This window comes from Stenotrophomonas sp. STEN147, from assembly GCF_056757995.1.
The window spans coordinates 17095-30514 of the sequence record NZ_JBRRCG010000027.1 but is presented as its reverse complement, the minus strand read 5'-3'; the positions used below and the strand labels follow the sequence as shown (position 1 = coordinate 30514).

Genomic DNA, 13420 nt, shown 5'->3' with positions numbered 1-13420 from the left:
GTTGTTTAAACGCGCCCGGCCCGGCCGGGGGGTCGTTGCCCGGGGCGCGGGCGGGGCTGGCCCCGGCGCTACCGATGGGCGTGCCTACCACCGCGGTGGGCGCGGACCGTTGGTCCGCACGCCTTCGCCTGCATTCACAATTTGCTACACCGGCCCCGCTAGGCTGGTTTTCCACCGGATGCGGACGGGTGACAAACCCGGCAACTTTCGGCACTGTCGTGATGTCTGAACACCACGCAGTCTCCCCCTTGGCAAGGCGCCTTCGAGCACGTTCATGAAATTCAAAGCCCCCGCATTCCTGATGGCCCTGGCGCTGGTGGCGCCGCTGGCGCTGTCGGCCAAGGCCGATTCGCCGGCGCTGCCGGCTGCGGCGACCGCCGATCAGGTGACCACCTCCAAGCTGGTGTACGGCCTGTTGTCCGACAGCCGGTACGCCTACCGTCCGCGTGCGCTCGATGAAGCCACCTCCAAGGATGTGTTCAAGCGTTACCTGGAGACCCTGGACGGCGGCAAGCAGTACTTCACCCAGGCCGATGTGGCGCGCTTCGCACCCTTCGAGGCGAACATCGCCAATGCCATCCGTGGCGGTGAACTTGAGCCGGCCTTCCAGGTCTTCGCGGTGTACAAGCAGCGCGTCGGCGAGCGCGTGGCCTACGCACGCAAGCTGCTCAGGCAGGAGCCGGACTTCACCACCGACGAGCGCTTTGAGTACGACCGCAAGAAGGTGCCGTGGGCGGCCAGCAATGCCGAGCTGGATGAACTGTGGCGCAAGTCGGTCAAGAATGACTGGCTGCGCCTGAAGCTGGCCGGCAAGAAGCCGGACGACATCCGCAAGACGCTGGACAAGCGCTACGCGACGCTGGAGAAGTCGGTCAACGAGCTGAAGGGCGAGGATGTCTTCCAGTTCTTCCTCAACGCCTACACCAGTGCGGTCGATCCGCACACCGACTACTTCACTCCGCGTACCGCCGAGAACTTCAACCAGGCGATGTCGCTGTCGCTGGAAGGCATCGGTGCGCAGCTGCAGCGCCAGGATGACATGGTGGTGATCCGCGAGATCATCGCCGGCGGACCGGCCTCCGTGGATGGCACCCTGAAGCCGGGTGACCGCATCGTCGGTGTCGGCCAGGGCAAGTCGGGCGTGGTCGAGGATGTGATCGGCTGGCGCATCGACGACGTCGTGGCCAAGATCCGCGGTGCCAAGGATACCCAGGTCAAGCTGGAGTTCATCCCGGCCGAGGAGGGCGCCGATGGCAAGCATCACACCCTGGTCCTGACCCGGCAGAAGGTGCGCCTGGCCGAGCAGGCCGCCAAGGGTGAGACCATGACCATTCCGGCCGCCAACGGCGAGCCGGCGCGGAAGATCGGCGTGATCAAGCTGCCGACCTTCTACCAGGACTTCGAGGGCCGCCGCCGCAATGCCGCCGATTACGCGTCGGCCACCCGCGATGTGGCCAAGCTGCTGGCGGGCTTCAAGAACGACAAGCTCGACGGCGTGGTGCTGGACCTGCGCAACAACGGTGGCGGCTCGCTGGACGAGGCGATCGAACTGACCGGGCTGTTCATCGAACAGGGCCCCGTGGTGCAGGTGCGTGAATCGGGCGGCCGCATCACCGTCAACAGCGACCGCAATCAGGGTGTGGCATGGGACGGCCCGCTGGCCGTGCTGGTCAACCGTGGTTCGGCCTCGGCGTCGGAAATCTTCGCCGGTGCCATCCAGGACTACGGCCGCGGCCTGGTGATCGGCGAGACCACCTTCGGCAAGGGCACCGTGCAGAACATCGTCGACCTTGACCGCTGGCCGAGCGGCGAAACGCAGCGCTTCGGCCAGGTCAAGCTGACCATCGCCCAGTTCTTCCGCATCAGCGGCAGCAGCACCCAGCACAAGGGCGTGGTGCCGGACCTGGCGTTCCCCGCCAGCGTCGATGCCACCGAGTTCGGCGAAAGCACCTACGACAATGCCCTGCCGTGGACCCGCATCGCCGCGGTGCCGCATACGCAGTACGGCAACTTCGCGCCGCTGCTGCCGAAGCTGGAAACCCGCCACGAGGCACGCATCGCCACCGACAAGGAATTCGTGTGGTGGAACGAGGATGTCGAGCAGTTCCGTGCCGAAGCGGCGAAGAAGTATGTCTCGCTCAATGAGGCGACGCGTCGTGCCGAGCGGGAACGCCAGGACACCCAGCGCAAGGAGCGCCAGATCATGCGCAAGGAGCTGGGCCTGGCCCTGGATCCGTTGGCCGATGACAGCAGCGATGACGGCCTGACCGGCAACGAGCGCGATATCGTCAAGGATGCCGCCCGTGAGAAGGCCGCCGAGAAGCGACCGGACCCGCTGCTGCGTGAATCCGCTGCGATCCTGGCCGATGCGGTGAATCTGCTGGCCAATGATCGCCCGCTGTCGGCGCAGGTGCTGCCGCAGTCCACCGGGGCCGGTCGCTGGGCCGACTGAGCCACGCGTGACATGAAGTACCCCACGGGGCCGGCAATGCCGGCCCCGTCTGCGTTCACGGGCAGCGCCGGGTCATGCCCGGCGAGCGCAGCGGTTGGCGGACGCTGTCGGGCCCTGCGCGGCGCTGCCGGTGCATGAACCGGGAGCAACAGCGTGCGCCGCCAGCGGTGCTGTCGACCTGCCGCACACGGGGGCGGGACTACCCTTGCAGCTACCTTTCTCGCAGGAGTTCCCATGCGGGTCTCCCCTCTGTGCAGCGTTGCCGTGGGTATTGCCAGTGCCCTGATCCTGTCGGCCTGCGGTGGCCGCGCCGCCGACAGCACCGTGCTGCGCGAGTCCTTCGATTCCGGCGACACCTTCTCCCGGACGGTCGACAGCCGCCCGGTCGATGCCTGTGAAGCGGCGCGACGGGCCCTGCTCAGCCAGGGCTATGCGATCGCCCGCGTCGATGACGCGCAGGTGGAGGGGAGCAAGAACTTCCAGCCACGCGAGGACGATCACGAGCAGCTGGTACTCCGCATCTCCTGCGCGCCGCGCGGCGGCCAGTCGCTGGTGTTCGTCAGCGCGGTGCAGGACCGCTATGCGTTGAAGAAGAGCCCGACCTCGGCCAGCGTGGGCGTGGGCGCGCTGGGTTCGGTATCGCTGCCGTTCGGCAGCAATGACGATTCCCTGGTGAAGGTCGCCAGCAGCACCATCACCGATGCCGACTTCTACCGCCGGTTCTTCCAGCGCCTGCAGCAGTACCTGCCGGCCGCCCCCGGTGAGGCGCCGCCGGTTCCGGAACGGTTGCCTGCTCCCCCCGTATCGGAGCCGGCGGCGGCGACGGATCAGGGTTGAGCGTGCGGCGTGGGCTGATGGTCATGGCCCTGCTGCTGGCTTCGCCGGCAGGCAGCGCGGCGGCGGCCGCGGACTGCACGCAGGGCCTGCTGCAGCGGCTGGGCTGGCGGTTTGAAGTGGCTGCGGTCAGTGCGCCGCAGATCCAGGGTGGCCCGGTGTGCACCCGGGCATCGCTGGCCGAGGCGCAGGCCGCGGGTGATCTGCGTGTGCGATGGCCGCAGACGCTGGACGGGGCGCAGCGCGAGGCGCTGCTGCAGCAACTGCTGGAGGATCCTGCCACGGTCTGTGCCTATGCCTTCGAACTGGGCGCGGCGACCCGGCGGGCCGCCACGTCGTTGCAGGGCAACCCGCAGTTCCGCTTCTCCGGCGCACAGCTGGGCTGGATCGGCTTCGGGATGCAGGGCGCACGGGCGCAGGGGTGGCAACGCGTGCGCAGCTTCGGCCGCGGCTACGTTCCCGTGGATGGCAACAGCCGCGCGCTGCAGGCGTTCTACGGCGGTGCGGTGCGTGCCGAATGCGGTGTCGGCCGCCAGGTCGCGCAGCTGGCAACGCAGCGTGAGCTGTATGGCGATGCTGCGTTCGACGCGGAGTTCACCGCAGGCGAACTGTCGATCGGCACCTTCATCGCGCTGCACGGCACCGACAGTGTTCTGCTCGGTGCGCATGCGGGCGACTTCCTTGCCGATGGCAAGGCCGTGCGCACCTCGGCAAGGGGACGTCAGGCCTTCGCGGGCGTGCCCGGCTTCATCGAACACGTGTACGACAAGAGCACGCTGGACGATCTGAGCAACCAGGCCGAGAACTTCGTCGTGGTCGACGTCGGGCCGGACGCAGCGCAGGCGCTTGCCGGCCACGGAGGCCTGGCCTGGTACGACCAGCGCAACGCCGAGCTGTGGCAGCTGGCGCAGGGGCTGCCGCGGGTGGGGCGGCGCTATTTCGAGCGCCTCCTGTTCGAACGCGACCCCGGACTGCGGGCGCGCCTTCCAGCGCGCTACCACGCCCGCCTGGCACGCATGGACCAGGTGCTGGACGATCCGTTCTACCAGCAGTTCGTGATCTACGTGCATCCGCGCGGTATACGTCCCATCGGCTACCACATCGCCCGGCTGCTCGACCGCAATCCACGGACGCCGTTTTCGATCGACCTGGCGGTGCACAATCTGCATACCACGCTCTACCGGCGTTGGCGCGAGGCGCAGCTGCGCCACTGTGCGTCAACCGGCAGGCCAGGCAGCCTGACCCTAGACCCCAACTGAAGGTGAAACAATGGATATTGCAATGATCGGCCTTGGCCGCATGGGCGCCAACATGGCCCAGCGCCTGCATCGCGGCGGCCACCGCGTGGTCGGCTACGACCCGGGCGAAGGCGCCCGCCAGCGCGCCGCGGAGGCCGGCATCGAAGTGGTCGATTCGCTGGCCGCCGCGGTTGCCGCGCTGCCGGTGCCGCGCGTGCTGTGGTTGATGGTGCCGGCGGGCGAAACGGTCGACCAGACGCTCGGCCAGCTGACCCCGCACCTGGCCGAGGGTGACATCGTCATTGACGGCGGAAACTCCAATTACCAGGACTCGATCCGCCGCGCCAAGGCGCTGGCCGAGGACGACCTGGGCTACGTCGACTGCGGCACCAGCGGCGGCATCTGGGGCCTGCAGGAGGGCTACAGCCTGATGGTCGGCGGTGAGGCGAAGGTGGTGGAGCAGGTTGCGCCGCTGCTGCGCACACTGGCGCCGGCGGAGGATCGGGGCTGGGCACGCGTCGGTCCTCCCGGTGCGGGCCATTTCACCAAGATGGTCCACAACGGCATCGAGTACGGAATGATGCAGGCCTACGCCGAAGGCTTCGCACTGATGGAACGCAAGCAGGACATGGAGCTGGACCTGGCGCAGGTTGCCGAGGTCTGGCGCCATGGCAGCGTGGTGCGTTCGTGGTTGCTGGACCTGAGTGCCGAGGCGCTCAAGCGCAATCCGTCGCTGGATGGCATTGCCCCCTACGTGGAGGATTCCGGTGAAGGCCGCTGGACCGTGGCCGAAGCGATCGCGCTGGATGTGCCGGCGCCGGTGATCACGCTCTCGCTGCTGGAACGCCTGCGGTCGCGCGAGTCGAATTCGTTCACTGACCGCCTGCTGGCGGCGATGCGCAACGAGTTCGGCGGGCATGCGATCAAGAAGTCGTAAGCGCCAGGACCGGAGCCCTTCGGCGCTGCCGTGGGGTTCCGGGCCGCGGACCGCGATCAGTTCAGTGCGATGCGCCGGGCCTCGCAAGCGCTGTCCCTGCCAGCCTGCAGCAAGCGCATTACCTGCAGCGCCTGCAATGGGCTGACCGTGGGTTCACCGTCACCCTGCATCGCCGCAGCGAACTGGGCGTACAGGCGGCGATAGTCGCCCGGCAGGTTGTCGACCGTGCTGCGTTGCACGTTGTCCTCGGCATCGCAGTACACCCGCTCGCCGTGACGCGGGTCGATGCCCCAGCCCGGCGCGCCCGGCGCAACGCCGCGGCGCAGCTGTGCTTCCTGTACGTCCAGGCCCTGCTTGATCCAGCTGGCGCGGCTGCCGTGCACGGCGAACCGGGGCGTCGGTGCCGCCACCAGCGAACCGGCATGGAGGATCGCGCGGTGCCTCGGGTAATGCAGCACCGCATGGAAGTAATCGATGCCGCTGCCGCCTTCGCGCTGCACCGCCAGGTCCGCGTCGATCGCCTGCGGCCAGCCGAACAGCACCACCATCTGATCCAGCAGATGCGGTGCAAGGTCATACCACAGGCCACTGCCAGGCCCCTCCTGCTCCCGCCAGCGCTCGCGCACGTGCGGGCGGTAGCGATCGAAATGCGCATGGCATTCGGCGACTTCGCCGAGCGCACCTTCGGCCAGCAAGGCCTGCAGCGTCAGGAAATCGGCGTCGAAACGGCGATTCTGGAACACCGTGACGATGCGGTCTGCATCGCGCGCCGCCGCCAGCACGGCTTCGGCTTCGGCCACGTCCAGTGCGAAGGGTTTGTCCACCAGCACATGCTTGCCTGCGGCCAGCGCTGCCATCGCCAATGGTGCGTGCTGGTCATTCGGCGTGGCAATCACCACCGCGTCCACCGCCGGATCGTCGAATACGTCCTGCGGTGCCGCGCGCACGTGTACATCGCTGAACGTGCGCAGCAGCAGGTCGCGCTGCGAACTGACCACGCTGTGCAGGGTCATTCCCGGGGTGTGCTGGATCAGCGGCGCGTGGAAAACGCGGCCGGCAAGGCCGTAACCGATCAGGGCCAGTTGCAGGTCAGGGCGCATGGCAGTGCTCCGCGCAGATCAGGCATGCAGGGTAAACGACGGGGGCCAGGATCCAAAGCTGAACGGTTGCGTTGGAAACCGGCGCGATTCACGGCGGCGTGACCGTAGCGCCACGCCTGCTGCACGGCGCTGCGGCCACACTGGCCCCACATTCCGCAGGAGGTAACACACGATGAACAACCCGACCCGTACGCTGATTGCTTCGGCCCTCACCCTGGGCCTGGCGCTGTCCTCCTCGGCTGCATTCGCCAAGGATCCGTCAGCCAAGAGTCCGCCTGCCACCGACCATTCGGCGATGACCCACGCCGATCGCCACGACTCCAACGAGCCGGTGACCGACACCTGGATCACCACCAAGGTGAAGGCCGACCTGCTGGCCAGCAGCAATGTGCCGGGCACCGAGGTCAAGGTGGAAACCGTGAATGGCGTCGTCAGCCTCAGTGGCACGGTGGCGACCCAGGCCGAGCATGACAAGGCCGTCACCACGGCCAAGGGCATCAAGGGCGTCACCCGCGTTGATGCCAGCGCGCTGAAGGTCAACGCGGCCGCCAAGCGCTGATCCCGTGCGCCGCCCCGCCGGGGGCGGCGCAGTACAGCTGCATGACGGTGGAGCCGGGCCAGCCCCGGCTCCACCCATGGTGTTTTCTGGAGCGTTCAGCTGCCGGGGGCCAGACGTTCCAGAGGTGTGACCGCCTGCGCTATATTGCCGGTTCCGCCGCAGCTGGGCCTGTCCGGGCCCATCCCTCTGCGGCCGTGCTGATGAGGAACTATGGCGCTGGTGTTCAGTGACGACATCTGGGATCGCTGGCGATTGCCGGCCTTGGCGCTGGCCGCCGCCGCGATCATCGTCGTGCCGTGGTTGACCCAGCGCAAGCTTCAGCGTGAGAACGAAGAAGCCATGGCCTGGGTGACGCATACACAGGCGGTTGGCGTGGCGCTGCAACAGTTGCAGGCCGATGTGCGCGATGTCGAGTCGGCGGCGTTGACGCTGTCCAAGGGCGTGGACGCGCCCGGCCTGCGCGAGCGCATGGCCAAGGCCAACGAGATTCCCGGCCGACTCGCAGAGCTGGGCCGGATGACACGCGATAACCCCGAGCAGCTGATCCGCATCGGTCGCATCGAGTCCATGCTGGAAGGGCGGCTGGCGGTGGCGCGTGCGCTGGCCAAGGCCGAACCGAACAGTGACCAGCGCGCGCTGGTACAGGACCTGAGTACCCGTTACCCGATCCGCAGCCTGGTTGAAGAGCTGCAGAACAGCGAGCGGGCGCTGCTGGCCGAGCGGGCCGAACAGGCTGCGCGGCAGCGCAGGCAGACCGAATTCGTCTCGTGGAGCTCGCTGGTGGTACAGCTGGCGCTGCTCGGCCTGGTGCTCTGGCTGCTGCAGCGGCAGATCGGTCGACGCCTGCAGGCCGAGCGGCAGTCGCTGCGCTCGGCCGCGCGCGCCGCGTCAGTACTGCAGACCGTGCGCGAGCCGATCGTGCTGCTCGACCGCGAGCTGCGCGTGCAGCTGCACAATCCGGCCTTTGCCGAGTTGTACGGCCTGCAGGACGAACGTGCCGATGGCCTGCTGCTGGATGACGTCGGCGACGGCGCCTGGCGGGACGCCGTCGTGCGCCAGCGCCTGATCGATGTGCTGCTGCGCGGGCGCGAGCTGTGGGACTTCGAGCACGAACAGCGCACCTCCGAGGGCGTGGTGCGCTACATGCTGCTCAACGCCCGGCGCATGCCGCTGCCGGATACCGACGATGAAGTGGTGCTGCTGACCGTCAGCGATGTCACCGTGCAGCGCGCCGTGCAGTCGCGTGTGGAGGAACTGAACCGCCAGCTGGAAGGCAAGGTGGCGCAGGTCTCGGAAGTCAATCGCGAGCTGGAAGCATTCAGCTACTCGGTGTCGCATGACCTGCGCGCGCCGCTGCGCCACGTTGCCGGCTTCTCCGACAAGCTGTCGCGCCATCTGGGCGAGAGCGCCGACGAGAAGAGCCTGCATTACCTTGGGGTGATCTCCAGCTCGGCGCGGCGCATGGCGACCCTGATCGACGATCTGCTGGTCTACTCGCGGCTGGGGCGCGCAGCGATGCGCCAGCAGACAGTGGACATGCAGTCGCTGGTGTCCGATACCCGTGCGATGCTCGATTCCAACCTGCAGGCCGAGGCTGAAAGCAGTGGCCAGGTCCATCACGTCGAATGGAACATCGCACCGCTGCCGATCGTGGTGGCCGATGAGAACATGATGCGCCAGGTGTGGCTGAACCTGCTCGGCAACGCGGTCAAGTATTCCAGCAACCGCGAACCGGCGAAGATCCGCGTGGACTACCAGCCGCAGCCCGATGGCGGCCATCAGTTCACGGTCAGCGACAATGGCGCAGGCTTTGACATGGCCTATGCCGGAAAGCTGTTCGGCGTGTTCCAGCGCCTGCACAAGGCCAGTGATTACCCCGGTACCGGCATCGGCCTGGCCAGCGTACGCCGCGTGCTGACCCGTCATGGAGGCCGGGTCTGGGCCGAAGCCGAGCCGGACGCCGGCGCAACCTTCCACTTCTACCTGCCTCCCGCGCTCGACGCGGACAAACAAGGTCCCTCCGCATGACGACTCTGCGCACCATCCTTCTCGCCGAAGACAGCCCGGCCGATGCCGAGATGGCGATCGACGCCCTGCAGGAAGCCCGTCTGGCCAATCCCATCGTGCACGTCGAGGACGGCGTGGAGGTCATGGACTACCTGCTGCGGCGCGGTACCTTCGCCGGCCGCGAGGAGGGCCTGCCGGCGGTGCTGCTGCTGGACATCAAGATGCCGCGCATGGACGGCCTGGAAGTGCTGCGGCAGATCCGTGAGCACGAGGAGCTCAAGCGCCTTCCCGTGGTGATCCTGTCGTCCTCGCGCGAGGAGAGCGATCTGGCCCGCAGCTGGGACATGGGCGTGAACGCCTACGTGGTCAAGCCGGTGGACGTGGACCAGTTCTTCGGTGCCGTGCAGACCCTGGGCAAGTTCTGGGCACTGATCAACCAGGCACCGGAACTCGAGTAAGCCCATGCCCCTGACCGGTCCCTCCCTCGGGGCACTGCGCATCCTGCTGGTGGAGGATTCGCCTGAAGACGCCGAGCTGATGTCCGAACAGATGCTGGATGCGGGCCTGGAAGCCCGCTTCGAGCGCGTTGAGAGCGAGGCGGAACTGCGCCAGGCGCTGGCCGCCTTCCAGCCGGATATCGTGCTGTCCGACCTGAGCATGCCTGGTTTCTCCGGCGACGATGCCTTGCGCATCGTGCGCGAGACGGCGCCGGATGTTCCCTTCATCTTCGTCTCGGGCACGATGGGTGAGGAGAATGCAGTGGCGGCGCTGCAGAAGGGCGCCAACGACTACATCATCAAGCACCAGCCGGCGCGCCTGCCGTCGGCGGTGGCCCGTGCGATCCGCGAGGCGCGCAGCGCGGTGGAGCGTTCGCGCGTGGAGACCGAGCTGATGCGCGCGCAACGGCTGGAAAGCCTTTCGCTGCTCGCCGCTGGCCTCAGCCACGACCTGCGCAACATCCTGCAGCCGCTGCTGATCATGCCGGACCTGCTGAAGGCGCGCACCGATGATCCGCAGCTGCACCACCTTGCGGATGTGATCGCCGAGTGCGGCCGCCGCGGTCATGAAATGGCGGAATCGATGTTGTCGTTCGTCCGTGGCTCGCGCAAGCCCAGCGAACGCGTACAGATCGACGGCCTGTTCGACGCGGTGGCGCTGCTGCTGCGCAGCAACGTACCCGATGCCGTGCGCCTGCACCTGCAGGTGGAGGATGAGGGCCTGGCGGTCGATGCGAACTACACCGAGCTGCAGCAGGTGCTGTTGAACCTGGCACTCAACGCGATCCAGGCGATGCCCAGCGGCGGCCGCCTGAGCCTGACCGCAAGCCATGCCGGCGAGCGCGACGGTGTGGACTGGATGCGCATCGCCGTGGCCGACGAAGGCATCGGCATGGATGCCGATACGCTCTCGCATCTGTTCAATCCCTTCTTCACCACCAAGGCGGACGGTACCGGCCTGGGCCTGATTTCCTGCAAGCGCATCGTCGAAGGTGCTGGCGGCAGCATCACGGTCACCAGCCAGCCCGGACAGGGCACCTGTTTCGAGCTGCGCCTGCCGATGCGTGACGCCATCGAGAGCGGCGAGCCGATCGAGCAGCTGGTGGCACTCGGCAGTGGCCAGTCGATCCTGGTGGTCGATGGCGAAGCCACGCGCCTGTCGCTGCTGGGCAACGCGCTGTCCAGCCAGGGATATCAGCTGCAGCTGGCTTCCGATGGCCCGGCGGCGTTGCGCTGGATGCAGCAGGAGGCGATGCCGGCGCTGGTGATCGCCGATGCCGGCTCCAAACTGCTGCCGGCCAGCCAGCTGCTGGGCGAAATGGCCGGACTGGGTTACCGGGGGCCGGCGCTGGTGCTGGAAGACGCGTCAGTGGACGTTCCGGCCGATGCATTCCCTGATGGCATCGAAGTGCATGTGCTGCGCAAGCCGTTGCAGATGCAGCAGGTGTTCCGCGCAGTGGCAGAGGCACTGGGCTGAATCTGCGTCGCCGGGCATGGCCCGGCGCTACCGGAAGCGGTGGCTGGCGCCGGGCCATGCCCGGCGTCATCGAAGGTGGTGGGTAGCGCCGGGCCATGCCCGGCGTCATCGAAGGCGGTAGGTAGCGCCGGGCCATGCCCGGCGTCATCGAAGGCGTTAGGTAGCGCCGGGCCATGCCCGGCGGCGGGTCAGGCCGGCCGTTCCGGGGCCTCCCACGGGAAGCGTGGCAGGCTGTCCACGGCCTGTTCCAGCCGCCGTGACCAGTTCTGGTGAATGTCCGCGTACAGGGGCGAGTCCGCGCCCAGCCGCAGCTGCTGGGCGATCCGCAGCTCGCCGTCGCGCAGCAATGCCAGATCGATCGGCAGCCCGACCGAGAGGTTGGAACGGATGGTCGAATCCAGCGACACGATCGCCGTGCGCGCGGCGTCCTCAAGGCGCGTGGCCGGGCTGAGGATGCGGTCGAGGATCGGCTTGCCATACTTGGACTCGCCGATCTGCAGGTAGGGGGTCTCCGGCGAGGCGGCGATGGCATTGCCCAGCGGGTAGATCATGTACAGGCCGGGGCGTTCGCCGGCGACCTGGCCGCCGAAGATCAGCGTGGCCTGGGTGTTGACGCCGTCATGGCCGTGCTCACTGTGGCCGCCGTGCACCTGGCTGTCCACCAGCAGGCGACCGACATAGGCCGCCGCTTCGAACAGATGGGTCATGTCGCGCAGGTTGGGCGTGCGCCGCTCGCCGGCGTCCCGGGTCAGGCGCGAGACCAGCAACTGTGTGGTGGCCAGGTTGCCAGCCGCCATCAACACGTAGGCCGCCTGGCCGGGATACTCGAACACGTGCAGCTTGCGGTGCACGCGCACATCGTCCAGCGAGGCATTGGTCCGGGTGTCGGCGGCGAAGACCAGGCCCTGGTCCACCTCGATTCCAACGCAATAGGTCATGTCGGTGCCCTATCATGTGCGTCCCGGATTGTAGGCAGGCCGCCGTGACGACGGCATGCCCACGCCCCCCAGACCCGTCACCTGAACCGCATGACCACCGTGCTCCTCAGCCTGGGCAGCAACGTCCAGCCCCGCCGCCATCTCCATGCCGCGGTGGCGGCCCTGCGCGAGCGTTTCGGCGCGTTGCAGGTGTCTCCGGCCTACCGCACGGCCGCGGTCGGCTTCGATGGCCCGGCCTTCCTCAACAATGGCGTGCTGATCCAGACCGATCTGCCGCTGCAGGCGCTGGATGATTGGCTGCACGCACTGGAAGACGCCCACGGTCGTGATCGCAGTGGTCCGCGCTTCTCCGACCGCACCCTGGACATCGACGTGGTGTTCTACGGCAACCACATCGTGGAAGGCCCGGGCCATCTGCGCATTCCGCGTCCCGAGCTGAAGCACGCCTTCGTGCTGAAGCCGCTGGCGGACATCGCGCCGGACTTCATCGACCCGGTCAGCGGCCTGGCCCTGGCCGCGCTGTGGCGCGCACACGCGCAGTTTGGCGAGGCATTCGAGGTGGTTGACCTGGAATGAGGGCCGCTGCGCTCGCCTACGTGGATCGGTAGCGCCGGGCCATGCCCGGCGGACTTCAACTCACCGTGCGTCCGCCATCCACGCGCAGGGTGTGGCCGGTGACGAAGCTGGCCTCGGCCACCAGCCAGTACACCGCCTCGGCGATCTCCTCGACCGTGCCGGTGCGTGCCAGCGGCGTGCGCGCCAGCAGGGCCTCGCGGGCGAAATCGTCCTTTCCCTGCTCGGGCCACAGGATCGCACCGGGGGCGACCGCATTGACCCGCACTTTCGGCGCCAGTTCCAGCGCCAGTGACCGGGTAGCCATCTCCAGCGCGGCCTTGGCCATGGTGTAGGCCACATGGTCACGCATCGGGTCGGTGCCGTGCAGATCGGTCAGATTGACGATGCAGCCCTGCTGGCGGCGCAGGTACGGCGCGGCCGCCTGTGACAGCAGCAGCGGCGCACGCGCATTGACCGCGTACAGTTCATCCATTGCTTCGGCCGTCACCTGGCCAAGCGGGGTGGGGAAGAAGTTGGACGCGTTGTTGACCAGCGCATCGAGGCGGCCGAAGTGGGCCACGGCCTGTTCGACCAGATCGGGCAGGGCGCCGGCATCGCGCAGGTCGGCCTGCAGGGCCAGCACACTGCCCGGACGGACGTTGTCCAGGTCGAAGGCGGCCTGCTGCAGCTCGGCGCTGGACGTGTTGGCATGCAGCACCACCGACCAGCCACAGGCGTGGAACTGGCGTGCGATGGCGGCGCCGATCCGGCGCGCGCTGCCGGTGATCAGGGCCACGGGGGCGGTGTCGCTCATCGAGGGTCCTCC

12 protein-coding genes are annotated in these 13420 nt (G+C 67.8%); 9 read left to right on the top strand and 3 right to left on the bottom strand.

The features are described from left to right. Positions 1-274 precede the first annotated feature (274 nt). From ACVOKU_RS18025 to gnd, 4 genes are all read left to right on the top strand, one after another. Positions 275-2452 (top strand): carboxy terminal-processing peptidase, encoded by a 2178-nt coding sequence (locus ACVOKU_RS18025; RefSeq protein WP_053519630.1) that lies wholly within the window; start codon positions 275-277, stop codon positions 2450-2452. 234 nt (positions 2453-2686) lie between these two features. Continuing rightward, positions 2687-3289, top strand: coding sequence for a DUF2242 domain-containing protein (locus ACVOKU_RS18020; RefSeq protein ID WP_481560544.1), 603 nt, complete (start codon positions 2687-2689; stop codon positions 3287-3289). Between the two features lie 17 nt (positions 3290-3306). Then, positions 3307-4545 (top strand): hypothetical protein, encoded by a 1239-nt coding sequence (locus ACVOKU_RS18015; RefSeq protein ID WP_481560543.1) that lies wholly within the window; start codon positions 3307-3309, stop codon positions 4543-4545. A 10-nt stretch (positions 4546-4555) separates the two neighbouring features. Continuing rightward, entirely contained in the window at positions 4556-5461 is a 906-nt protein-coding gene (gene gnd / locus ACVOKU_RS18010) for a phosphogluconate dehydrogenase (NAD(+)-dependent, decarboxylating) (RefSeq protein WP_053519312.1), read from the top strand. Between the two features lie 56 nt (positions 5462-5517). Here gnd and ACVOKU_RS18005 read toward each other — a convergent pair whose 3' ends face one another. Further along, positions 5518-6561, bottom strand: coding sequence for an oxidoreductase (locus ACVOKU_RS18005; RefSeq protein ID WP_481560542.1), 1044 nt, complete (start codon positions 6559-6561; stop codon positions 5518-5520). Between the two features lie 172 nt (positions 6562-6733). On the opposite strand from ACVOKU_RS18005, the gene ACVOKU_RS18000 reads away from it, so the two are divergent. The 4 genes from ACVOKU_RS18000 to ACVOKU_RS17985 all read left to right on the top strand — a co-directional run bounded on the left by ACVOKU_RS18000 (position 6734) and on the right by ACVOKU_RS17985 (position 11101). After that, the gene (locus ACVOKU_RS18000) at positions 6734-7120 is read left to right on the top strand and encodes a BON domain-containing protein (RefSeq protein ID WP_111186190.1); all 387 of its coding nucleotides are present in this window, start codon (positions 6734-6736) and stop codon (positions 7118-7120) included. Positions 7121-7330: 210 nt separating this feature from the next. Continuing rightward, positions 7331-9148: a sensor histidine kinase gene (locus ACVOKU_RS17995; RefSeq protein ID WP_481560541.1), complete on the top strand. Its 1818-nt coding sequence runs from the start codon at positions 7331-7333 to the stop codon at positions 9146-9148. After that, positions 9145-9585: a response regulator gene (locus tag ACVOKU_RS17990; protein WP_481560540.1), complete on the top strand. Its 441-nt coding sequence runs from the start codon at positions 9145-9147 to the stop codon at positions 9583-9585. The genes ACVOKU_RS17995 and ACVOKU_RS17990 overlap by 4 nt, the downstream gene beginning before the upstream one ends. Positions 9586-9589: 4 nt before the next feature. Beyond that, a complete protein-coding gene (locus ACVOKU_RS17985) occupies positions 9590-11101 on the top strand; it encodes an ATP-binding response regulator (protein ID WP_074899805.1) in 1512 nt (503 codons plus the stop codon). Positions 11102-11289: 188 nt separating this feature from the next. Here ACVOKU_RS17985 and ACVOKU_RS17980 read toward each other — a convergent pair whose 3' ends face one another. After that, a complete protein-coding gene (locus ACVOKU_RS17980; RefSeq protein ID WP_445394102.1) occupies positions 11290-12039 on the bottom strand; it encodes a proteasome-type protease in 750 nt (249 codons plus the stop codon). Positions 12040-12129: 90 nt separating this feature from the next. On the opposite strand from ACVOKU_RS17980, the gene folK reads away from it, so the two are divergent. Then, positions 12130-12615, top strand: a complete 486-nt coding sequence (gene folK / locus ACVOKU_RS17975) for a 2-amino-4-hydroxy-6-hydroxymethyldihydropteridine diphosphokinase (RefSeq protein ID WP_065175155.1) — start codon at positions 12130-12132, stop codon at positions 12613-12615. 55 nt (positions 12616-12670) lie between these two features. Here the strand turns inward: folK and ACVOKU_RS17970 are convergent, their stop codons facing one another. Continuing rightward, on the bottom strand, positions 12671-13408 hold the full coding sequence (locus ACVOKU_RS17970; protein WP_074899803.1) for a pteridine reductase: 738 nt from the start codon (positions 13406-13408) through the stop codon (positions 12671-12673). Positions 13409-13420: the final 12 nt, after the last annotated feature.

Bases quoted from the DNA above. Each gene is read 5' to 3' on its own strand.
- ACVOKU_RS18025 (WP_053519630.1), top strand. From the start codon at position 275: ATGAAATTCAAAGCCCCCGCATTCCTGATGGCCCTGGCGCTGGTGGCG.
- ACVOKU_RS18020 (WP_481560544.1), top strand. From the start codon at position 2,687: ATGCGGGTCTCCCCTCTGTGCAGCGTTGCCGTGGGTATTGCCAGTGCC.
- ACVOKU_RS18015 (WP_481560543.1), top strand. From the start codon at position 3,307: ATGGTCATGGCCCTGCTGCTGGCTTCGCCGGCAGGCAGCGCGGCGGCG.
- gnd (WP_053519312.1), top strand. From the start codon at position 4,556: ATGGATATTGCAATGATCGGCCTTGGCCGCATGGGCGCCAACATGGCC.
- ACVOKU_RS18005 (WP_481560542.1), bottom strand. From the start codon at position 6,561: ATGCGCCCTGACCTGCAACTGGCCCTGATCGGTTACGGCCTTGCCGGC.
- ACVOKU_RS18000 (WP_111186190.1), top strand. From the start codon at position 6,734: ATGAACAACCCGACCCGTACGCTGATTGCTTCGGCCCTCACCCTGGGC.
- ACVOKU_RS17995 (WP_481560541.1), top strand. From the start codon at position 7,331: ATGGCGCTGGTGTTCAGTGACGACATCTGGGATCGCTGGCGATTGCCG.
- ACVOKU_RS17990 (WP_481560540.1), top strand. From the start codon at position 9,145: ATGACGACTCTGCGCACCATCCTTCTCGCCGAAGACAGCCCGGCCGAT.
- ACVOKU_RS17985 (WP_074899805.1), top strand. From the start codon at position 9,590: ATGCCCCTGACCGGTCCCTCCCTCGGGGCACTGCGCATCCTGCTGGTG.
- ACVOKU_RS17980 (WP_445394102.1), bottom strand. From the start codon at position 12,039: ATGACCTATTGCGTTGGAATCGAGGTGGACCAGGGCCTGGTCTTCGCC.
- folK (WP_065175155.1), top strand. From the start codon at position 12,130: ATGACCACCGTGCTCCTCAGCCTGGGCAGCAACGTCCAGCCCCGCCGC.
- ACVOKU_RS17970 (WP_074899803.1), bottom strand. From the start codon at position 13,408: ATGAGCGACACCGCCCCCGTGGCCCTGATCACCGGCAGCGCGCGCCGG.